At 71.7% G+C, this 20,103-nt stretch carries 18 protein-coding genes and 1 tRNA gene; 14 read left to right on the forward strand and 5 right to left on the reverse strand.

Annotated features, from left to right (window positions below):
• Window positions 1–19 precede the first annotated feature (19 nt).
• The 5 genes from paaA to ACF1AL_RS23710 are packed head-to-tail and all read left to right on the forward strand — an operon-like array spanning window position 20 to window position 3,684.
• Window positions 20–1,066 (forward strand): 1,2-phenylacetyl-CoA epoxidase subunit PaaA, encoded by a 1,047-nt coding sequence (gene paaA, locus ACF1AL_RS23690; RefSeq protein ID WP_391827254.1) that lies wholly within the window; start codon window positions 20–22, stop codon window positions 1,064–1,066.
• A complete protein-coding gene (gene paaB / locus ACF1AL_RS23695) occupies window positions 1,063–1,350 on the forward strand; it encodes a 1,2-phenylacetyl-CoA epoxidase subunit PaaB (protein WP_366835263.1) in 288 nt (95 codons plus the stop codon). Before paaA ends, paaB begins: the two co-directional genes overlap by 4 nt.
• Window positions 1,347–2,069, forward strand: a complete 723-nt coding sequence (paaC, locus tag ACF1AL_RS23700) for a 1,2-phenylacetyl-CoA epoxidase subunit PaaC (protein WP_384201423.1) — start codon at window positions 1,347–1,349, stop codon at window positions 2,067–2,069. The genes paaB and paaC overlap by 4 nt, the downstream gene beginning before the upstream one ends.
• Window positions 2,066–2,623, forward strand: a complete 558-nt coding sequence (gene paaD, locus ACF1AL_RS23705; protein WP_391778257.1) for a 1,2-phenylacetyl-CoA epoxidase subunit PaaD — start codon at window positions 2,066–2,068, stop codon at window positions 2,621–2,623. The genes paaC and paaD overlap by 4 nt, the downstream gene beginning before the upstream one ends.
• Window positions 2,623–3,684 (forward strand): 2Fe-2S iron-sulfur cluster-binding protein, encoded by a 1,062-nt coding sequence (locus ACF1AL_RS23710; RefSeq protein ID WP_391827256.1) that lies wholly within the window; start codon window positions 2,623–2,625, stop codon window positions 3,682–3,684. Before paaD ends, ACF1AL_RS23710 begins: the two co-directional genes overlap by 1 nt.
• 202 nt (window positions 3,685–3,886) lie before the next feature.
• Here the strand turns inward: ACF1AL_RS23710 and ACF1AL_RS23715 are convergent, their stop codons facing one another.
• The 3 genes from ACF1AL_RS23715 to ACF1AL_RS23725 form a co-directional block, all read right to left on the reverse strand.
• Window positions 3,887–4,234 (reverse strand): rhodanese-like domain-containing protein, encoded by a 348-nt coding sequence (locus ACF1AL_RS23715; protein ID WP_391827258.1) that lies wholly within the window; start codon window positions 4,232–4,234, stop codon window positions 3,887–3,889.
• Between the two features lie 41 nt (window positions 4,235–4,275).
• Window positions 4,276–5,076 carry a hypothetical protein gene (locus ACF1AL_RS23720; RefSeq protein ID WP_391701052.1) on the reverse strand — a complete coding sequence of 267 codons (801 nt, stop codon included), beginning with the start codon at window positions 5,074–5,076 and terminating at the stop codon, window positions 4,276–4,278.
• Window positions 5,077–5,201: 125 nt separating this feature from the next.
• Window positions 5,202–6,725, reverse strand: a complete 1,524-nt coding sequence (locus ACF1AL_RS23725; protein ID WP_391827260.1) for a DUF2252 domain-containing protein — start codon at window positions 6,723–6,725, stop codon at window positions 5,202–5,204.
• Between the two features lie 176 nt (window positions 6,726–6,901).
• Here ACF1AL_RS23725 and ACF1AL_RS23730 point away from each other — a divergent pair, with 176 nt between their 5' ends.
• On the forward strand, window positions 6,902–7,453 hold the full coding sequence (locus ACF1AL_RS23730; RefSeq protein WP_384201409.1) for a YbaK/EbsC family protein: 552 nt from the start codon (window positions 6,902–6,904) through the stop codon (window positions 7,451–7,453).
• 173 nt (window positions 7,454–7,626) lie between these two features.
• Window positions 7,627–8,520 (forward strand): aminoglycoside phosphotransferase family protein, encoded by an 894-nt coding sequence (locus tag ACF1AL_RS23735; RefSeq protein ID WP_391701045.1) that lies wholly within the window; start codon window positions 7,627–7,629, stop codon window positions 8,518–8,520.
• A gap of 49 nt (window positions 8,521–8,569) precedes the next feature.
• On the opposite strand, the gene gltX is transcribed toward ACF1AL_RS23735, so the two are convergent.
• Window positions 8,570–9,937: a glutamate--tRNA ligase gene (gltX, locus tag ACF1AL_RS23740; protein WP_391701488.1), complete on the reverse strand. Its 1,368-nt coding sequence runs from the start codon at window positions 9,935–9,937 to the stop codon at window positions 8,570–8,572.
• A 283-nt stretch (window positions 9,938–10,220) separates the two neighbouring features.
• On the opposite strand from gltX, the gene ACF1AL_RS23745 reads away from it, so the two are divergent.
• Window positions 10,221–10,871, forward strand: coding sequence for a Type 1 glutamine amidotransferase-like domain-containing protein (locus tag ACF1AL_RS23745; protein ID WP_391827262.1), 651 nt, complete (start codon window positions 10,221–10,223; stop codon window positions 10,869–10,871).
• 204 nt (window positions 10,872–11,075) lie between these two features.
• Here the strand turns inward: ACF1AL_RS23745 and ACF1AL_RS23750 are convergent.
• Window positions 11,076–11,162: transfer RNA gene (locus ACF1AL_RS23750), tRNA-Leu, on the reverse strand.
• 600 nt (window positions 11,163–11,762) lie between these two features.
• Here ACF1AL_RS23750 and ACF1AL_RS23755 point away from each other — a divergent pair.
• The 6 genes from ACF1AL_RS23755 (at window position 11,763) to pknB (ending at window position 19,957) form a co-directional block, all read left to right on the forward strand.
• On the forward strand, window positions 11,763–12,623 hold the full coding sequence (locus ACF1AL_RS23755; RefSeq protein WP_366835251.1) for a DUF3662 and FHA domain-containing protein: 861 nt from the start codon (window positions 11,763–11,765) through the stop codon (window positions 12,621–12,623).
• A 10-nt stretch (window positions 12,624–12,633) separates the two neighbouring features.
• Window positions 12,634–13,155, forward strand: a complete 522-nt coding sequence (locus ACF1AL_RS23760; RefSeq protein ID WP_384201401.1) for an FHA domain-containing protein — start codon at window positions 12,634–12,636, stop codon at window positions 13,153–13,155.
• 140 nt (window positions 13,156–13,295) lie between these two features.
• Complete coding sequence (locus ACF1AL_RS23765) at window positions 13,296–14,840, forward strand: Stp1/IreP family PP2C-type Ser/Thr phosphatase (protein ID WP_391827264.1); 1,545 nt, start codon at window positions 13,296–13,298, stop codon at window positions 14,838–14,840.
• A 27-nt stretch (window positions 14,841–14,867) separates the two neighbouring features.
• Window positions 14,868–16,307, forward strand: a complete 1,440-nt coding sequence (locus tag ACF1AL_RS23770) for an FtsW/RodA/SpoVE family cell cycle protein (protein WP_366835248.1) — start codon at window positions 14,868–14,870, stop codon at window positions 16,305–16,307.
• Window positions 16,304–17,791 carry a penicillin-binding protein 2 gene (locus tag ACF1AL_RS23775; protein WP_366835247.1) on the forward strand — a complete coding sequence of 496 codons (1,488 nt, stop codon included), beginning with the start codon at window positions 16,304–16,306 and terminating at the stop codon, window positions 17,789–17,791. Before ACF1AL_RS23770 ends, ACF1AL_RS23775 begins: the two co-directional genes overlap by 4 nt.
• Before the next feature lie 171 nt (window positions 17,792–17,962).
• Window positions 17,963–19,957: a Stk1 family PASTA domain-containing Ser/Thr kinase gene (gene pknB / locus ACF1AL_RS23780; protein ID WP_391778134.1), complete on the forward strand. Its 1,995-nt coding sequence runs from the start codon at window positions 17,963–17,965 to the stop codon at window positions 19,955–19,957.
• The last annotated feature ends 146 nt before the right edge of the window (window positions 19,958–20,103 follow it).

Genomic DNA, 20,103 nt, shown 5'->3' on the forward strand with positions numbered 1-20,103 from the left:
CAAGGTCGAGGGGGACCGCATGGCGACAGCAGCCGCGCACGACACGAGCCGCAGTGGGGTGTACGACACCCCGGACGGCACCGCCGACGCCGCTTACGAGCAGGCCTTCGACGCCGCCGTGGCCGCCGACGAGCGCATCGAGCCGCGCGACTGGATGCCGGACGCCTACCGCGCGACGCTGGTCCGGCAGATCGCGCAGCACGCGCACTCCGAGATCATCGGCATGCAGCCGGAGGCCAACTGGATCACCCGCGCGCCCTCGCTGCGGCGCAAGGCGATCCTCATGGCCAAGGTCCAGGACGAGGCCGGCCACGGGCTGTATCTGTACAGCGCGGCCGAGACCCTCGGCACGGGCCGCGACGAACTGCTCGACAAGCTGCACAACGGCCGCCAGAAGTACTCCTCGATCTTCAACTACCCCACGCTGACCTGGGCGGACGTCGGCGCGATCGGGTGGCTGGTGGACGGCGCCGCGATCACCAACCAGGTCCCGCTGTGCCGCTGCTCCTACGGGCCGTACGCGCGCGCCATGGTCCGCATCTGCAAGGAGGAGTCCTTCCACCAGCGCCAGGGCTACGAGCTGCTGCTCACGCTCAGCAAGGGCACCCCCGAGCAGCACGCGATGGCGCAGGACGCGGTGGACCGCTGGTGGTGGCCGTCGCTGATGATGTTCGGCCCGCCCGACGACGAGTCCGCGCACTCCGCGCAGTCGATGGCCTGGAAGATCAAGCGGCACTCCAACGACGAGCTGCGCCAGCGCTTCGTGGACATCTGCGTCCCGCAGGCCGAGAGCCTCGGCCTGACGCTCCCCGACCCGGACCTGCGGTGGAACGAGGAGCGCGGGCACTACGACTTCGGCCCGATCGACTGGGCCGAGTTCCGGGACGTCCTCAAGGGCAACGGCCCGTGCAACGAACAGCGCATCACCCAGCGCCGACGGGCCCACGAGGAGGGCGCGTGGGTGCGCGAGGCGGCCGCGGCCCACGCGGCGAAGCACTCCGGCGCCGCCGCCGGAACACGGACCGCCGGCACGGACACCGGCATCAGGGGAGTGGAGCAGGCATGACCAACACCGACTGGCCCCTGTGGGAGGTCTTCGTGCGCTCGCGCCGCGGACTGTCCCACACCCACGCCGGCAGCCTGCACGCGCCCGACGCGGAACTGGCCCTGCGCAACGCCCGCGACCTGTACACCCGGCGCGGCGAGGGCGTCTCCATCTGGGTCGTGCCCTCGGCGGCGATCACCGCCTCCTCGCCGGACGAGAAGGACCCGTTCTTCGAGCCGGCCGCCGACAAGCCCTACCGGCACCCGACGTTCTACGAGATCCCGGAGGGGGTGCAGCACCTGTGACCACGACGGTTCCCGCCACGGCGGCCCTCGCGCTGGGCGACGACGCGCTGGTGCTCTCCCACCGCCTCGGGGAGTGGATGGGCCACGCCCCCGTCCTGGAGGAGGAGGTCGCGCTCGCCAACATCGCCCTCGACCTGCTCGGCCAGGCCCGCGTGCTGCTCTCCCTGGCCGGCGACGAGGACGAACTGGCCTATCTGCGCGAGGAGCGCGCCTTCACCAACCTCCAGCTGGTGGAGCAGCCGAACGGCGACTTCGCGCACACCATCGCCCGGCAGCTGTACTTCTCCACCTACCAGCACCTGCTGCACGCCGAACTGGCCACGGGCGACGGCCCGTTCGCCCCGCTCGCAGGCAAGGCCGTCAAGGAGACCGCCTACCACCGCGACCACGCCGAGCAGTGGACGCTGCGGCTCGGCGACGGCACCGAGGAGAGCCACGCGCGCATGCAGCGGGCCTGCGCGGCGCTGTGGCGGTTCACCGGCGAGATGTTCCAGCCGGTCGAGGGGCTGGACGGCGTGGACTGGGACCGGCTGCGCGAGAACTGGCTCACGTCGGTCTCCGACGTGCTGCACCGCGCGACCCTGACCCTGCCCGAGGGCCCGCAGTCCGGGGCGTGGACGGCCGGAGCGGGCCGCCAGGGCCTGCACACCGAGTCGTTCGGGCGGATGCTCGCCGAGATGCAGCACCTGCACCGCAGCCACCCGGGGGCGTCATGGTGACCACCACCACCCCGCTCGAGGCGAGGCTGCTGGAGATCGCCGGCGCGGTGCCCGACCCCGAACTTCCCGTGCTCACCCTGCAGGAGCTGGGTGTGGTGCGCGCGGTCCGGGTGCGCGGCGCCGACGCGGTCGAGGTCGAGCTGACCCCGACGTACACGGGCTGCCCCGCGATCGAGGCGATGAGCACCGACATAGAACGGGCCCTGCGGGCGCACGGCATGCGTGAGGTCACCGTCCGCACGGTGCTCGCCCCGGCCTGGTCCACCGACGACATCAGCGACGAAGGCCGCCGGAAACTGCGGGAGTTCGGCATCGCGCCGCCCCGGGTGCGGCGGGAGGCGGGACCGGTCCCGGTCACCCTCGGCGCCACCCGCGTCCGCGACACCGGGTCCCCCCGGTCCCCGGAGAACGCCGAGGACGCCGAGCCGGTGCGCTGCCCCCACTGCGGTTCCGCCGACACCGAGCTGCTGAGCCGCTTCTCCTCCACCGCGTGCAAGGCGCTGCGCCGCTGCCTGGCCTGCCGTGAACCCTTCGACCACTTCAAGGAGTTGTGATGGCCCGCTTCCACCGGCTCCCCGTGGCCGAGGTCGACCGGCTCACCGACGACTCCGTCGCCCTCACCCTCAGCGTGCCCGAGGAGCTGCGCGAGGAGTACCGGCACGCGCCCGGCCAGCACCTGGCCCTGCGCCGGGTGGCCGACGGCACCGAGATACGGCGGACGTACTCCATCTGCTCCCCGGCGCCCGCGCCGGACGGGCCGGGACCGCGCACCCTGCGAGTCGGGGTGCGGCTGGTGGAGGGCGGGGCCTTCTCCACGTACGCGCTGAAGGAGATCAACGTCGGGGACGAGGTCGAGGTGATGACCCCGGCGGGACGGTTCACCCTCGACCCGGCGCCCGGGCTGTACGCGGCGGTCGTCGGCGGCAGTGGCATCACTCCGGTGCTGTCGATCGTGGCCACGCTGCTGGCGCGGGAGCCCGGGGCCCGGTTCTGCCTGATCCGCAGCGACCGGACGTCCGCCTCCACGATGTTCCTGGAGGAGGTCGCCGACCTGAAGGACCGCTACCCGCAGCGGCTGCAGCTGGTGACCGTGCTGTCCCGGGAGGAGCAGCAGGCCGGCCTGCCGTCCGGGCGGCTCGACCAGGAGCGGCTGACCTCGCTGCTGCCGGCGCTGCTGCCGGTCGGGGAGGTCGCGGGGTGGTTCCTGTGCGGGCCGTTCGGGCTGGTGCAGGAGGCGGAGCGGGCGCTGCGCGGGCTGGGCGTGGCCCGGGCCAGGATCCACGAGGAGATCTTCCACGTGGACGCGGCCTCCCCCGCGCCCGCCTCCACCGCACCGGCGCACAGCACGGTCACGGCCCGGCTCGACGGACGCGGCGGCACCTGGCCGGTGCGGGAGGGCGAGACCCTGCTGGAGGCGGTGCTGCGCAACCGCGCCGACGCGCCCTACGCCTGCAAGGGCGGCGTGTGCGGAACGTGCCGGGCCTTCCTGGTCTCCGGCGAGGTGCGTATGGACCGCAACTTCGCGCTGGAGCCGGAGGAGACGGAGGCGGGCTACGTCCTGGCCTGCCAGTCGCATCCGGTGACGGAAAGCGTGGAGCTGGACTTCGACCGCTGAGCCCCGCGGGCGACGGCACGGTCCACAACCGCCCACCCCGTCGCGGGGAGCGGGTGCGGGTCTCCGGTCGCGCCCCGCGGGCGGCGGCACGGCGGTTCACGGCCGCCCGCCCCACCGCGGGACGGCATAGGTCCCCAGCTGAGCCCTGGCGCGCGGCACGGTTCATGGCCGGGCACCCGCCGGGCTGCCGCTGGGCGGCGTTCTACAGGACGTGTCCCGGCTTGCCCTCGTCCGTGATGACGGGGCGGCCCGTGGCGGCCCAGACCTGCATGCCGCCGTCGACGTTGACCGCGTCGATGCCCTGCTGGACCAGGTACATCGTGACCTGCGCGGACCGGCCGCCCGAGCGGCAGATCACGTGCACGCGGCCGTCCTGTGGGGCGGCCTCGGTCAGCTCGCCGTAGCGGGCCACGAACTCGCTGATCGGGATGTGCAGGGCACCCGTGGCGTGACCCGCCTGCCACTCGTCGTCCTCACGGACGTCCAGCAGGAAGTCGTCGTCCTTGACGTCCTGGACCTCGACCGTGGGTACACCAGCTCCGAAACTCATGCCTCCGACGCTACCCGACGCGCGCGCCGCGCACGGTGCGCCTACGGCCGGCCGGCCAGCGTCGCCAGTTCCGCCTCGCGGGCGGTGATGTCCGCCTGCAGCTGCCCGGCGATCTCCACGAGCAGCCGGTCGGGGTCGTCCGGCGCGAGGCGCAGCATGGAGCCGATCGCGCTCTCCTCCAGCTCGCGCTGGAGCACCGTGAGCAGTTCCTTGCGCTGGGAGAGCCACTCCAGGCGGGCGTACAGCTCCTCGCTGGGGCTGGGCCGGCGCTCCGGCGGCACCGGGCCGGCCGCCCACTCCTCGGCCAGTTCCCGCAGCTCGGCCTCGTCGCCGCGGGCGTAGGCGGCGTTGACCCGGGTGATGAACTCCTCGCGCCGGACTCGCTCGCCCTCCTCCTGTGCCAGGTCGGGGTGGGCCTTGCGGGCCAGCTCGCGGTAGAGCCGGCGGGCCTCGTCGCTGGGCCGCACCCGCTGCGGGGGCCGCACGGGCTGCTCGGTGAGCATCGCCGCCGCCTCCGGGAACAGGCCGGACTCGTCCATCCAGCCGTGCATCAGCTCCTCGACCCCGGGGATCGGCTCCAGCCGGGCGCGCAGCTCCTGCGCCCGGCGCCGGTCCTCCGGGTCGCCGGTGCGGGCGGCCCTGGCCTCGGCGATCTGGGCGTCCAGTTCCTCGATGCGGGCGTACATCGGGCCGAGGCGCTGGTGGTGGAGGCGGGAGAAGTTCTCCACCTCCACGCGGAAGGTCTCCACCGCGATCTCGTACTCGATCAGGGCCTGTTCGGCGGCCCGCACGGCCTGCTCCAGGCGGTCCTCGGGGCGGGGGCCGGGTTCCGGGGTCGTCACGCGTTCAGCGTAGGCGCTGCGCCGGGCCCTTGCGGGCCCGGGGGTTCGGCGCGGCCGGTGCCCGACGGCCCCCGGGGTGCGGTGGACGTCGTCGCCCGACGGCCCCCGGGGTGCGGTGGACGACGTCACACCCCCATCTCCGCCGCCACCCGCCCGGCGCGGACCGCCGCGACGAGATCCGCGTGGTCGGCCTCCGTGCGGTCCGCGTAGGTCACGGAGAAGGCGGCGATCGCCTCGTCCAGTTCCTCGTTCTTGCCGCAGTAGCCGGCGATGAGGCGGGGGTCGGCGCTGTGGGAGTGGGCGCGGGCCAGCAGGGCGCCGGTCATCCGGCCGTAGTCGTCGATCTGGTCGGCGGCGAGGGCGGCCGGGTCGACGCTGCCCTTGCGGTTGCGGAACTGCCGCACCTGGAAGGGGCGGCCCTGCACCGTCGTCCAGCCGAGCAGGATGTCGCTGACGACCTGCATCCGCTTCTGCCCCAGAACCACTCTGCGGCCCTCGTGGTCCACCTCGGGGACGTCGAAGCCGGCGGTGGTCAGGTGCGGCACCAGGGCCGAGGGGCGCGCCTCCTTCACCTGCAGCACGAGCGGCTCGCCGCGGTGGTCCAGGAGGAGAACGACGTAGGAGCGCGTGCCGACGCTGCCCGTGCCGACGACGCGGAAGGCGACGTCGTGCACCGCGTGCCGGGCCAGCAGCGGCAGCCGGTCCTCGGAGAGGGTGTCCAGGTAGGACTCCAGCGAGAGGGCCACGGCGGCCGCCTCGTCGTCCGGGATCGGGCGCAGCACCGGCGGCGCGGGCACGAAGCGGCGCCCGCCGTCCTCGGTCGGCTCCGTCGACTTCGCCGCGAACCGTCCGCTGGTGTTGGCGCGCGCCTTCTCCGAGACCCTCTCCAGGGTGCCGAGCAGGTCGTGGGCGTCGGTGTGGGAGACCAGTTCCTCGTCGGCGATGGCGTTCCAGGCGTCCAGCGCCGGCAGTTTCGCCAGCAGCCGCATGGTGCGCCGGTAGGCGCCCACCGCGTCGAACGCGGCCTGGCGGCAGACGTCCTCGTCGGCGCCGGCCTCCCGGCCCGCGAGCACCAGGGAGGCGGCGAGCCGCTTGAGGTCCCACTCCCAGGGGCCGGGCACGGTCTCGTCGAAGTCGTTCAGGTCGATGACCAGGCCGCCGCGGGCGTCGCCGTACAGGCCGAAGTTGGCCGCGTGGGCGTCACCGCAGATCTGGGCGCTGATCCGGGTCAGGGGCGTGCGCGCGAGGTCGTAGGCCATCAGGCCGGCCGAACCGCGCAGGAACGCGAACGGCGTGGCCGCCATGCGGCCGACGCGGATCGGCGTGAGCTCGGGCAGCCGGCCCTGGTTGGACTCCTCCACCGCGCGCACCGCGTCCGGCCGCCCCGCGTCGAGGTCGAGCGCGGCGTGCGCCCGGCGCGGCACCCGGCGGCGCAGCGCCTTACCCTCCTGCTTCGGCGACCCGGACGAACCGGCCCCGTGCCCTGCCTCGGCCCCGGACCCGGGACCGTACCCGGCCGCGCTCCCGTCCCCGCCCCCGGGCCACGCGGCGAACCCCCGCACCCAGGGCAGTCGTCGCACGCCGGCCGAAGCCGCTCCCTGCCCCGACGCGCCCGACTCCCCGGGCACCGCCACACCGTTCTCGGTCACCGCGACCGCCTCCCCCGCACACGAGCTGCACGAACATCAACGCCAGCAGACCGTACAGCCGGTGGCCGGATCACGTCAGACCCTGCGGACGACGAGCCGGTTGTGGACAACCCGTCCACCCCGCGGAGTTAAGGTCGAGGCGCCCGCCGCAGCAGCCGTCCGCCCGAGGGGACCCCATGGCCTCGTACGACACCCAGGACACCCGCGAGACCCACGAACTCCGCGACAGCCAGGAGGCCGACGACGCCCCCGACACCTACGACAAGCTGATCGCTCTGCTCGACGAACACGGGGCCGACTACCGGGTGATCGAGCACGCGCCCGAGGGCGCCACCGAGGCGGTCAGCCGGCTGCGCGGTCACGAGCCGGCCCGGGCGGCCAAGTGCATCGTCGTCATGGTGAAGATCGGCAAGAAGGAGAAGCGTTTCGCGCTGGCCGTCGTCCCCGGCGACAAGCGGGTGGACCTGGCCGCGGTGAAGGCGCTGTACGGCGGCACCTACGCCTCGTTCGCCTCGCCGGAGATCGCCGAGGAGCTGGCCGGTTCGCGCAGCGGGACCATCCTGCCGTTCTCCTTCGACGAGCGGCTGGAACTGGTCGTCGACCCGGCGCTGCTCGCCCACCCGGAGTTCTTCTTCAACGCGGCCCGCCTCGACCGCTCCCTGGCCCTGTCGACCGCCGACTACCGGTCGATCGCCGACCCCCGCCTGGAACCGGTCGCACAGGACTGACGAGCGCCCGGCTCCCGTCCTCGCCCGGAAACCGGAGTGCCCGTCCCCCACCGGAACCGGCCCCCGACCCCGTCCCGGAATACGGATTCTCGGCCTCTCCCGCCATGCGGATGCCCGGCCCCACCCCGCAATTCGGATGCCCGGCCCCGCCGCGCCGGTGTACAGATGACGCGATGACCACCTCCGTGAAGATGCATGACGGCGAGGCCGAGACCGACCCCGGACTCGTGCGCCGTCTGCTGCGCGCCCAGTTCCCGCAGTGGGCCGGGCTGCCGGTCACGCGTCTGGTCTCCGGCGGCACCGTCAACGCGATCTACCGCCTGGGCACCGGGCTGACCGTGCGGCTGCCGCTGCTGGAGGGCGGCGCCGAGTCGCTGGACGACGAGGCCCGCTGGCTGCCCCGCCTGGCCCCACTGCTGCCCGTCCCGATCCCCGAGGTCGTCGCACTCGGCGAGCCCGGCGAGGGCTATCCGTACCGGTGGGCGGTCCACCGGTGGCTGGACGGCGAGGTCCTCCTCGAAGGCGACGCGTCCGAGGACCTGGCGCGTGACCTGGCGTCCTTCGTCACCGCCCTGCGCCGGGCCGGCCTCGACGGCGGCCCCCCGGCCTACCGCGGCGCCCCGCTGCGGACCGCCGACGCCGAGACCCGCGCCGCGATCGGAGAACTGCGCCGCACCGACGAGCCCTTCGACGCCGACGCGCTCCTCGCCGCGTGGGAGTCGGCCCTGCGGGCGCCGGACTGGGCGCACGCCCCCCGCTGGACCCACTCCGACCTCATGCCGAGCAACCTGCTGGGCGCGGACGGCCGGCTGACCGGCGTCCTGGACTTCGGCACGGCCGGCGTCGGCGACCCGGCCGTGGACCTGATCCCGGCGTGGAACCTGCTGACGCCCGCCGCCCGCCGCGTCTTCCGCGCCGGTGTCGACGCCGACGACGCGATGTGGGCGCGCGGCCGCGGCTGGGCCCTGTCCATGGCCGTGACCCAGCTGCCGTACTACCGGACCACCAACCCGGTCATCTCCGCCAACGCCCGCTACGTCCTGCACCAGATCCTGCGGGACGGCTGAACGTCATCCTCCGGGTCGGCCGAGCGCGATCCTCCGGAACGGGCCGTCCTCAGCCCACCAGCTTCCCCAGCGCCGCGTCGATCCGGCGCAGCGTGCGGTCGCGTCCCAGCACCTCCAGGGACTCGAACAGCGGCAGCCCGACCGTACGGCCCGTCACGGCGACCCGTACCGGCGCCTGCGCCTTGCCCAGCTTGAGGCCGTGCGCGGCGGCCACGTCCTCCAGTACGGCCTTCAGCGTGCCGGCGTCCCAGGCCTCGGTCTCGGCGTACCGCGCGCGGGCGTCCTTGAGGATCTCCTCGGCGCCCGGCTTCATCGCCTTGGCCCAGGACGCCTCGTCCTCGGGGGCGTCGTCGAGGAACGCCCAGTCCACGCACGCGGTGATCTCGCCGAGGACCGTGATGCGGGTCTGCGCCAGCGGTGCGAGCCGGGCGAAGACGTCCTCGTCGTAGGCCTCGGGCCGCCACGGCGCGTACGGCGCGCGCAGCCACCGCCCGCACAGCTCGGTGAAGCGTTCGGCGGGCAGCGCGCGGAGGTACTCGCCGTTGAACGCGGTCAGCTTCTTCACGTCGAAGAACGCCGGGGAGGTGTTGACGTCCGCCACGCGGAACATCCGCTCCAGCTCCTGATACGGGCGGATCTCGACGTCGTCGCCCGGCCCCCAGCCCAGCAGCATCAGGTAGTTCACCATCGCCTCGGGCAGGTAGCCCTCGGCGAGGTAGTCCTCGAGGGCGACCTTGTCCCGGCGCTTGGAGAGCTTCTGCCGCTTGTCGTTCACGATCACCGGCAGGTGCGCCCACACCGGCGGGCGGGCGCCGAGCGCCTCCCACAGCAGCTGCTGCTTGGGGGTGTTGGACAGGTGCTCCTCGCCGCGGATCACCTGGGTGATGCCCTCGTCGAGGTCGTCGACGACGTTGGCGATGAGGAACACCGGCGAGCCGTCGCCCCGCGCGATCACGAAGTCCTCGATGGCGGAGTTGGGGAACGCCGGCTCCCCCCTGATCAGGTCCACGACGACGGTCTCGCCCTCGTCCGGCGTGCGGAAGCGCAGCGCGCGCCCCTCGGCGTACTCCAGCCCCCGCTCCCGGCAGAAACCGTCGTAGCCGAGGTGCTGGGAGCCCGTCCGCTGCTCCAGCTGCTCCCGCGTGCAGTCGCAGTAGTAGGCCTTGCCCTCGGCGTGCAGGCGCCGGGCGGCTTCGCGGTGCCGGTCGGCGTTGTGGGACTGGAAGTACGGGCCCTCGAAGGCGGGGTCGGCCTCGCTGATGCCGATGGACCGGAGCGCGCCGATGATGCCGTCGATCCATTCCGGCTTGTTGCGGGCCGTGTCGGTGTCCTCGATCCGCAGGACGAAGGTGCCGCCGGACTGCCGGGCGACGGCCCAGTTGTAGAGGGCGGACCGGGCCCCACCGACATGGAACATTCCGGTCGGGGACGGGGCGAAACGTACGCGGACGGGATCAGTCGACATACCCGCAGCGTATCGAGCCCGGCCCCCACGCCCGACGGCGCGCTCCGGGGGGAGACGGGCGGGGGCGCGAGAAACCCTTTGCCCGGCGCGCGGGCCGGTGCTCCAATCACCAGGGATCACCGACGCACCAGGGATCACCGACGCACTCGACCGCACCCTCCTCGACCGCACCCTCCTCGACCACGCACTCCCCGACCACGCACTCCTCCACGGCACGATCGGAGCTGAGCCCCGCATGAGGCTGTACCTGTCCTCCTTCCGCATCGGCAACCGCCCGCAGGAGCTGCTGCGCCTGCTCGGCGACGGAGGCCGCCGCACCGCGCTGATCGTCAACGCGGACGACTACAAGGACGCCGAGGGCCGTGCCGCGTCCCTGAAGCGGGAGATGGACGAGCTGACCGGCATCGGGCTCGACCCCTTCGAGGTGGACCTGAGGGAGTACTTCGGCCGCGCCGAGGCCCTTCAGGAGGTGCTGTCCGGCGTCGACGCCGTCTACGTCCGCGGCGGCAGCGTGTTCGTGCTGCGGCGGGCCTTCAGCCGCAGCGGCGCCGACGAGATCATCAAGCGGCTGCTGGAGCGGGACGCCTTCGTGTACGCCGGCTACAGCGCCGGTCCCTGTCTGCTCGGCCCGACGCTGCGCGGTGTCGAGGGCGAGGTCGACAACCCGGAGCTGATCCCCGAGGGCTACGAGGACACGACGCTGGACTGGGACGGCCTGGGTGTGCTGCCCTACGCGATCGCGCCCCACTTCCGCTCCGACCACCCGGAGTCGGCCGAGATCGACAAGCTGGTCGAGTACTACATCGAGCACCACATGCCGTTCGTCGCGCTCCGCGACGGTCAGGCCCTGGTGATCGACGGCGATTCCACGACCGTCGCCGGATGAGCGTCCGCCCCCGTCCGCCCGGTCCACCCAGTCCACCCCGTCCGCGCCCGTGACATGCCTCACAGCCGCGGGCGGGGCGGCACCTGAGAGACTCCTCACACAGCCCGCGGAGTCCCCGCAAGCCCCGCGGAGCCGCCTGTGGACATACCGCCGCCTGCGGACATACGACAAGAGGCCGGTCGTTTCCGACCGGCCTCTCGCCTGTGGTGCGCGAGGGGGGAGTTGAACCCCCACGCCCTTGCGGGCACTGGAACCTGAATCCAGCGCGTCTGCCTATTCCGCCACCCGCGCATTGGGTGTGTCTTCCGGCTCCGTTCCTTTCGGCCCGGCGCCTTTCGACATGCAGAACATTAGCACGTCGTCCGGGGTGGATTCACATCCCTTCCCGCGGGCCCCCGCCGCACCGCTCCGAGCGGCGTCACCGCCTCCCCGCACCCCCTGACTTGCGACGCGTCAGCCCGGACGGTCCCCGGGCGGCCCTCGCACAGCACCCGGACAGCCCTCGGAAACCACCCGCGTGGCGCGCGCGGGAGGCCCGCCGCCCCCGCGCGGGCGTCTCGGTCCCACCCCCGGCACGTATCAACCCTGTACCGGTCACGGCCGTCCCCCCTCCGGGCGGGCAGGGCGCACAGCCGGGTGCGGGACACTGGTTTGCGGCCGCCTCTACGATCCTGGGCAGAAGTACCCCGCAAGGGGTACGAGGCTTCAGGTACGCGAAGAGGCGTCGACACCCGTCGACCGGGCCGACAGGGGGAACCAGCCGATCGACCGGCGCGTGGATACGATCAGTAAGCAGTACCAGGCAAGGCAGTACCCGCACCGCGGGAAGCAGGCAGCGCAGTACCCGCGTCGCGGGCAGCAGGACGGCAGGATCGACGGAGGAGGTGCCCCATGGGAGTCCTGAAGAAGTTCGAGCAGCGTCTCGAAGGTCTGGTCAACGGCACCTTCGCCAAGGTCTTCAAGTCCGAGGTCCAGCCCGTGGAGATCGCGGGTGCGCTCCAGCGTGAGTGCGACAACAACGCCACCATCTGGAACCGCGACCGCACCGTCGTACCCAACGACTTCATCGTCGAGCTCAGCGCGCCGGACTACGAGCGGCTGAGCCCCTACTCCGGGCAGCTCGGCGACGAGCTGGCCGGCATGGTGCGCGACTACGCCAAGCAGCAGCGCTACACCTTCATGGGCCCGATCAAGGTCCACCTGGAGAAGGCCGACGATCTCGACACCGGCCTGTACCGGGTGCGCAGCCGCACGCTCGCCTCGTCCAGCAGCCAGCAGGCGCCCGCCGCGCCCCCGGCCGGCCGGCCGCAGGGCGGCTACGGCTACCCGCAGCCGGGCGCTCCCGCGGCGCCCGCCGGCGCGCCTCCCATGCCGGCCGCCCCGCCGCCCGGGGCCCGCCCCGGCGGATACGGCTATCCGCAGCCGGCGAGCCCGCAGCGCCCGCAGGCCGCGGCACCCGTGCCCGGCGGACGCACCCGCTACTGGATCGAGATCAACGGCACCCGCCACCAGATCTCCCGCCCGACGCTGGTGCTGGGCCGCAGCACCGACGCCGACGTGCGGATCGACGACCCCGGCGTGAGCCGCCGGCACTGCGAGATCCGGACCGGAACGCCCTCGACGATCCAGGATCTCGGATCCACCAACGGCATCGTGGTGGACGGGCAGCACACCACCCGCGCTACGCTCCGCGACGGCTCGCGGATCGTCGTGGGCAGCACCACCGTTATCTATAGGCAAGCCGAAGGGTGAAGCGGGGGCAATGTCAGAGCTGACCCTCACGGTCATGCGGCTGGGTTTCCTGGCCGTCCTGTGGCTGTTCGTGATCGTGGCCGTGCAGGTCATCCGCAGCGACCTGTTCGGTACGCGCGTCACCCAGCGCGGCGCCCAGCGTGGCGCGCGACGGGAGGCCGGACGGCCGCAGCAGGCCCAGCGGCAGGCGCCGCCGCAGCAGCGCCAGCAGCAGGGCGGCGGCCGCCAGCGCCGTAACGCCCCCACCAAGCTCGTCGTGACCGAGGGCACCCTCACCGGCACCACCGTCGCGCTGCAGGGCCAGACGATCACCCTGGGCCGGGCCCACGACTCGACGATCGTGCTGGACGACGACTACGCCTCCAGCCGCCATGCCAGGATCTACCCGGACCAGAACGGTCAGTGGATCGTCGAGGACCTGGGCTCCACCAACGGCACGTACCTCGACCGGACGCGGCTGACGACCCCGACGCCGATTCCGCTGGGCGCGCCGATCCGCATCGGCAAGACCGTCATCGAGCTGCGGAAGTAGTGCTACGTCATGAATGAGCGCGAGCGGAGCGAGCACGCAGCGGCGGTTCACACCCCGGACCCCGGCGCGCTCCCGACCGGAGGGTGGGCAGTGTGGCTCGACACGACCGGCTGCATGCGGAGCCGACGGGCGAGGTGGGCATGAGTCTGTCACTGCGCTTCGCCGCCGGATCGCACAAAGGCATGATCCGCGAGGGCAACGAGGACTCCGGTTACGCGGGTCCGCGGCTGCTCGCGATCGCCGACGGCATGGGCGGCCAGGCGGCCGGCGAGGTCGCCTCCTCCGAGGTGATCTCCACCATCGTCGCCCTCGACGACGACATCCCCGGCTCCGACATCCTCACCGCGCTCGGCGCGGCCGTGCAGCGCGCCAACGACCAGCTGCGGCAGATGGTCGAGGAGGACCCGTCGCTGGAGGGCATGGGCACCACGCTCACCGCCCTGCTGTGGACGGGCCAGCGCCTGGGCCTGGTGCACGTCGGCGACTCCCGCGCCTACCTGCTGCGCGACGGCGTCCTCACGCAGATCACGCAGGACCACACCTGGGTGCAGCGCCTCGTCGACGAGGGCCGGATCACCGAGGAAGAGGCCACCACCCACCCGCAGCGCTCGCTGCTGATGCGGGCGCTGGGCAGCGGCGACCACGTCGAGCCGGACCTGTCGATCCGCGAGGTGCGGGCCGGCGACCGCTATCTGATCTGCTCCGACGGGCTGTCCGGGGTCGTCTCCCACCAGACGATGGAGGACACCCTCGCCAGCTACCAGGGCCCGCAGGAGACCGTGCAGCAGCTCATCGAGCTGGCGCTGCGCGGCGGCGGCCCCGACAACATCACGGTGATCGTCGCCGACGTGCTGGACCTGGACACCGGGGACACGCTCGCCGGGCAGCTGTCCGACACCCCGGTGGTGGTCGGCGCGGTCGCCGAGAACCAGCACCACCAGCACGACAACGGCATCATGCAGACGCCCGCCGGCCGCGCCGCCGGACTGGGCCGGCACGGCGGCGGGGGCGGGGGCGGCGAGTTCGGCCCGCCCGGCTCCGGCGACACCACCGGCTTCATCCCGGCCGGCAGCTTCGGCGACTGGGGCGAGGACGACTTCGCCAAGCCGCGCAAGGGCCGTAAGTGGATCAAGAGATCGCTGTACTCCGTGCTCGCGCTGGCCGTCATCGGCGGCGGCTTGTACGGCGGCTGGCGCTGGACCCAGACCCAGTACTACGTCGGCGCGAAGGACGAGCACGTGGCGCTGTACCGCGGCATCAACCAGGACCTGGCGTGGGTGTCGCTGTCCAAGGTGGAGAAGGACCACCCCGAGATCGAACTCAAGTACCTGCCGCCCTACCAGCAGAAGCAGGTCGAGAAGACGATCGTGGAAGGCGACCTCGCCAACGCCCAGGACAAGATCGACGAGCTTGCCGTGCAGGCCTCCGCCTGCAAGAAGCAGGCCCAGCGCACGGCCGCCGAGAGCGAGCACAACGCCAAGACGGGCCAGGGCGTGGCCGGAGGCACCACGGGGGGAACCACTCCCGCCTCCTTCACGTCCAAGGTCACACCGACCCCTTCGGCCACAGGAAAAACCGGCACGAAGGCCCCGTCCACCTCACCGACCCCCACCGCCACTCCCAGCCCCGGCCCCAGCCTCTCGGAGGAAGAGCAGAAGGTCGTCTCGCTGTGCGGTAAGCAGTAGGCAAGCCGTGAGAGGCCCTGTCACACGATGAGCAGTACTACCAACACGTCGACGCACCACACGTCCACGATCGGCGCCATCGGCGCACCCAGCCGGCGCAACACCGAGCTCGCGCTGCTGGTGTTCGCCGTCGCCATCCCGGTGTTCGCCTACGCCAACGTCGGGCTCGCGATCAACGACAAGGTGCCCGCCGGCCTGCTGAGCTACGGCCTGGGCCTCGGCCTGCTGGCCGGCGTCGCGCACCTCGTCGTCCGCAAGTTCGCGCCGTACGCGGACCCGCTGCTGCTGCCGCTGGCCACGCTGCTCAACGGACTCGGCCTGGTCGTCATCTGGCGCCTGGACCAGTCCAAGCTGCTGCAGTCGATCAAACAGGCCGGCACCGCCGCGCCCCGCCAGCTGATGTACACCGCGATGGGCATCGCGCTGTTCATCGTGGTGCTGATCTTCCTCAAGGACCACCGCGTCCTGCAGCGCTACACCTACATCTCCATGGTGGGCGCGCTGTTCCTGCTGCTGCTGCCGCTGGTGCCGGGCCTCGGCCAGAACATCTACGGCGCGAAGATCTGGATCTCCGTCGCGGGCTTCTCCATCCAGCCCGGCGAGTTCGCCAAGATCGTGCTCGCGGTGTTCTTCGCCGGCTACCTCATGGTCAAGAGGGACGCGCTGGCGCTCGCCAGCCGCCGCTTCATGGGCCTGTACCTGCCGCGCGGCCGTGACCTCGGCCCGATCCTGGTCGTCTGGTTCATCTCGATCCTCATCCTGGTCTTCGAGACCGACCTCGGTACCTCCCTGCTGTTCTTCGGCATGTTCGTGATCATGCTGTACGTCGCCACCGAGCGGACCAGCTGGATCGTCTTCGGTCTGCTGATGTCGGCGGCCGGCGCGGTCGGCGTGGCGAGCTTCGAGCCGCACGTCCAGCAGCGCGTCCAGGCCTGGCTCGACCCGATGAAGGAGTACACGCTCTCCCGGCAGGGCGTCGCCGGCCACTCCGAGCAGGCGATGCAGGCCCTGTGGGCGTTCGGCTCCGGCGGCACCCTCGGCTCGGGCCTCGGCCAGGGCCACAGCGACCTGATCCGGTTCGCCGCGAACTCCGACTTCATCCTGGCCACCTTCGGCGAGGAGCTGGGCCTGGCCGGCATCATGGCGCTGCTGCTGATCTACGGCCTGATCGTCGAGCGCGGTGTGCGCACCGCCCTCGCCGCCCGCGACCCGTTCGGCAAGCTGCTCGCCATCGGCCTGTCCGGCGCGTTCGCGCTGCAGGTGTTCGTCGTGGCCGGCGGTGTGATGGGCCTCATCCCGCTGACCGGTATGACGATGCCCTTCCTGGCGTACGGCGGTTCCTCCGTCATCGCCAACTGGGCCCTGATCGGCATCCTGATCCGCATCAGCGACACCGCCCGCCGCCCCGCCCCCGCCCCTGCCGGCAACCCCGACGCCGAGATGACCCAGGTGGTCCGTCCGTCATGAACAAGCCCCTGCGACGCATCGCGATCTTCTGCGGCCTGCTCGTCCTCACCCTGCTCATCCGCGACAACTGGCTGCAGTACGTCAAGGCCGACTCCCTGGCCACCGACGACAACAACCGCCGCGTCACCATCGCCCGCTACTCCACCCCGCGCGGCGACATCATCGTCGGCGGCGGAGAGGCGATCACCGGCTCGGCCAAGACCAGCACGACCGGCCTGAACGACCTGGAGTACAAGCGCACCTACAAGGACGGCCCCATGTGGGCGCCGGTCACCGGGTACGCCTCGCAGGCCTTCGGCGCCAACCAGCTGGAGTCCATCGAGGACGGCATCCTCACCGGCACCGACGACCGGCTGTTCTTCCGCAACACCCTCGACATGGTCACCGGCAAGGAGCGCCAGGGCGGCAACGTCGTCACCACCCTCAACGCCGCCGCGCAGAAGGCCGCGTACAACGGCCTGAAGGAGCAGGGCGGCAAGGGCGCCGTCGTCGCGCTCGACCCGGCCACCGGCAAGATTCTCGCGCTCGCCTCCTACCCGTCCTACGACCCGTCGTCCTTCGCCGGGAACTCCAACGACGACGCCAAGGCGTGGCAGAAGCTGCAGAAGAAGGTCAACCCGGCCGACCCGATGCTGAACCGGGCGCTGCGCGAGACCTACCCGCCGGGCTCCACGTTCAAGGTCGTCACCGCCGCGGCCGCACTGGAGAACGGCCTGTACCCGGACGCGGACACCAAGACCAACTCGCCGCTGCCGTGGATCATGCCGGGCACCACCACGCCGCTGAAGAACGAGGGCAACATCCCCTGCGAGAACGCCACCATGCGTGAGGCGCTGCGGGTGTCCTGCAACAGCGTCTTCGGCAAGATCGGCGCCGACCTCGGCAACGACAAGATGCTGGCGGAGGCGAAGAAGTTCGGCTTCGACGCGGAGCAGTTCACGCCGGTGCGCTCCAGCGCCTCGGTCTTCTCCGACGACATGAACAAGTCGCAGACGGCACTGTCGTCCATCGGCCAGTTCAACACCGCCGCCACCCCGCTGCAGATGGCCATGGTCGCCTCCGCCGTCGCCAACGACGGCAAGCTGATGAAGCCGTACATGGTCGACCAGCTGCAGACGTCCAACCTCGACCCGATCGAGCGCACCGACCCGCAGGAGCTGAGCCGGCCGCTGACGCCGGAGCACGCGCAGATCCTGCAGTCGATGATGGAGACCGTCGTCAAGGACGGCACCGGCAAGAACGCCCAGATCGACGGCGTCACCGTCGGCGGCAAGACCGGTACCGCCCAGCACGGTGTGGAGAACAGCGCGAACCCCTACGCGTGGTTCATCTCCTACGCCAAGCTCAAGGACGGCAGCGCGCCGGTCGCCGTCGCCGTCGTCGTCGAGGACGAGAACGCCAACCGGGACGACATCTCCGGTGGCGGTCTCGCCGCCCCCATCGCGAAGAGCGTGATGGAGGCGGTCATCAAGAGCAGGAAGTGAACCCGATCACGTCGTCTGCACATTCCCGCATGTTGCGATACCGGTCCCGTATCGGGTGACGGGCTTGGCCAGGTCACACAAACCGATCCGGGTACGGTAGGCCCGGACGACAGCCTCCGACCCGCACGGGCGTGCGGGCCGGGACCCGATGGAGAGGGCTGGTAGGTAGCTATGGAAGAGCCGCGTCGCCTCGGCGGCCGGTACGAGCTGGGCCAGGTGCTCGGCCGTGGTGGCATGGCGGAGGTCTACCTCGCGCAGGACACCCGCCTCGGCCGCACGGTGGCGGTGAAGACGCTGCGCGCGGACCTCGCGCGCGACCCGTCCTTCCAGGCCCGCTTCCGCCGGGAGGCCCAGTCGGCCGCCTCGCTCAACCATCCCGCGATCGTCGCGGTCTACGACACGGGCGAGGACTACATCGACGGGGTCTCGATCCCGTACATCGTCATGGAGTACGTCGACGGCTCCACCCTGCGTGAGCTTCTTCACTCCGGACGCAAGCTGCTGCCCGAGCGGGCCATGGAGATGACCGTAGGCATCCTCCAGGGCCTGGAGTACGCCCACCGCAACGGCATCGTCCACCGCGACATCAAGCCGGCCAACGTCATGCTGACGCGCACCGGCCAGGTCAAGGTGATGGACTTCGGCATCGCCCGCGCCATGGGCGACTCCGGCATGACGATGACGCAGACCGCGGCGGTCATCGGCACCGCGCAGTACCTGTCGCCTGAGCAGGCCAAGGGCGAGCAGGTCGACGCCCGCTCCGACCTGTACTCCACGGGCTGCCTGCTCTACGAACTCCTCACGGTGCGGCCGCCCTTCGTCGGCGACTCCCCGGTCGCGGTGGCCTACCAGCACGTACGGGAAGAGCCGCAGGCCCCGTCCGTCTTCGACCCCGAGATCACACCCGAGATGGACGCCATCGTCCTCAAGGCGCTGGTCAAGGACCCGAACTACCGCTACCAGTCGGCCGACGAGATGCGCGCCGACATCGAGGCCTGCCTGGACGGTCAGCCCGTCGCCGCCACCGCCGCCATGGGCTCGGTGGCCTACGGCGGCTACCCGGACGACCAGCCGACGACCGCCCTGCGCGCGGACGGCGGCCCGGCCGGCGCGACGACGATGCTGCCGCCGATGAACCCCGACGACGGCGGCTACGGCTACGACGACCGCCCGGACCGGCGGCGCCAGAAGAAGTCCAACACCTCCACGATCCTGCTGATCGTCGCCGCGATCCTCGTGCTCGTCGGCGCGATCCTGATCGGCAAGTACATCTTCACCGGCCAGGGCGCCGGCAACGACAAGGTGCCGGTGCCGCAGTTCGTGGGCCTGTCGCAGGCCCAGGCGCAGAAGATCGCCGAGAACTCCGACCTCAAGCTCTCCGCCACCGAGAAGCCCTGCGAGAACCAGGCCAAGGGCAACATCTGCTCGCAGGACCCTGCCTACAAGACCGAGGTGGACAAGAACACCACGGTCAACGTGGTCGTCTCGACGGGCGCGCCGAAGGTGGGCGTGCCCAGTGTGCTCGGCAAGAGCTACGACGAGGCGAAGGCACTGCTCGAAGGCGACCAGTACCAGTTCAAGGTCGAGAAGAAGACCGAGGTCTCCACCGAGCCCGAGGGCACCGTCCTCGAACAGAACCCGAAGCTCGGCGACGAGGTCGAGAAGGGCTCCACGATCACCCTCACCGTCGCCAAGGCGGAGGAGAAGGCGACCGTCCCGGACGTCTCCGGCAAGAGCTGTGACGACGCCAAGGCGCAGATGCAGGCCAACAACCTGACCGGCAGCTGCACCGAGCAGGAGACCCAGGACCCGAACCAGGTCGGCAAGGTCATCTCGACCACCCCGCAGGCCGGCTCCAAGGTCGACAAGGGCTCCTCGGTCCAGATCGTCGTCGGCAAGGCCCCGCAGAACCAGCAGGTCCAGGTGCCGCCGATCCAGGGCCAGAAGCTCAAGGACGCCAGGAAGGTGCTGCAGGACGCGGGCCTGAACGTCGGCAACATCAACGGCTCGAACGACGACAACGCCATCGTCATCAACTCCAACCCGCCCCAGGGCAGCACGGTCAACAAGGGCCAGACGGTCGACCTGTTCACCCTGGGCGGCGGAGGCAACAACGGCGGCAACAACGGCGGCGGCACGCAGTTCTTCGGCGGCACGACGGGCTAGCCCCGCCGGGCACCGACCGCCCCCGGCACAGTGAGAGCCCCGGCCCCTCGAAGGAGGGCGCCGGGGCTCTTCGCATCCGCCTCGCTGCTTTCACGCCCGAAGTCGCACGGGCGGGGTGCCGCTTCGGGCCTTCGTCAGGCCACGTG

The sequence above is a fragment of the Streptomyces sp. NPDC014801 genome, from assembly GCF_043082085.1.
In the GTDB taxonomy this organism is placed as follows: Bacteria; Actinomycetota; Actinomycetes; order Streptomycetales; family Streptomycetaceae; genus Streptomyces.